This window comes from Halomonas sp. SIMBA_159 (genome assembly GCF_046536035.1).
Taxonomy (GTDB): Bacteria; Pseudomonadota; Gammaproteobacteria; order Pseudomonadales; family Halomonadaceae; genus Vreelandella; species Vreelandella venusta_A.
This window is the reverse complement of sequence record NZ_JAWJBT010001060.1, coordinates 1-254: the sequence shown is the minus strand read 5'-3', so window position 1 is coordinate 254 and position 254 is coordinate 1. Positions and strand designations below refer to the sequence as shown.

The following is a 254-nucleotide window of genomic DNA, read 5'->3' as shown; positions in this document are numbered from 1 at the left end:
CGATGTAATAGTTCATTGTGAATCAAACCTTACCCATTTTATAGCAACCGACCGAGAGAACAGGGAAACAATACTTCACATCTATAATTCTAATCAAGTTTGCCCAATTCTTAGAGTTATTGACCCCAACCCGGAAGTTTCGCCAGGGCGTTCTAAATACTTCCTCGTTAAAGAGGTGTGTAACTTAGATTTAGGTGCTATCACAAATTCTTCTGCAAGGAATCTAGGTTTAAGGAGTTAAATGTCGACGTCCG

General features: G+C 39.8%; 1 protein-coding gene. It reads left to right on the top strand.

Annotation, left to right across the window (positions count from 1 at the left end; all coding sequences use genetic code 11):
• Positions 1-241, top strand: a 241-nt coding sequence (locus tag R0J87_RS22530; RefSeq protein ID WP_498889112.1) for a hypothetical protein, incomplete at its 5' end; no start/stop codon positions are given.
• Between the last annotated feature and the right edge of the window lie 13 nt (positions 242-254).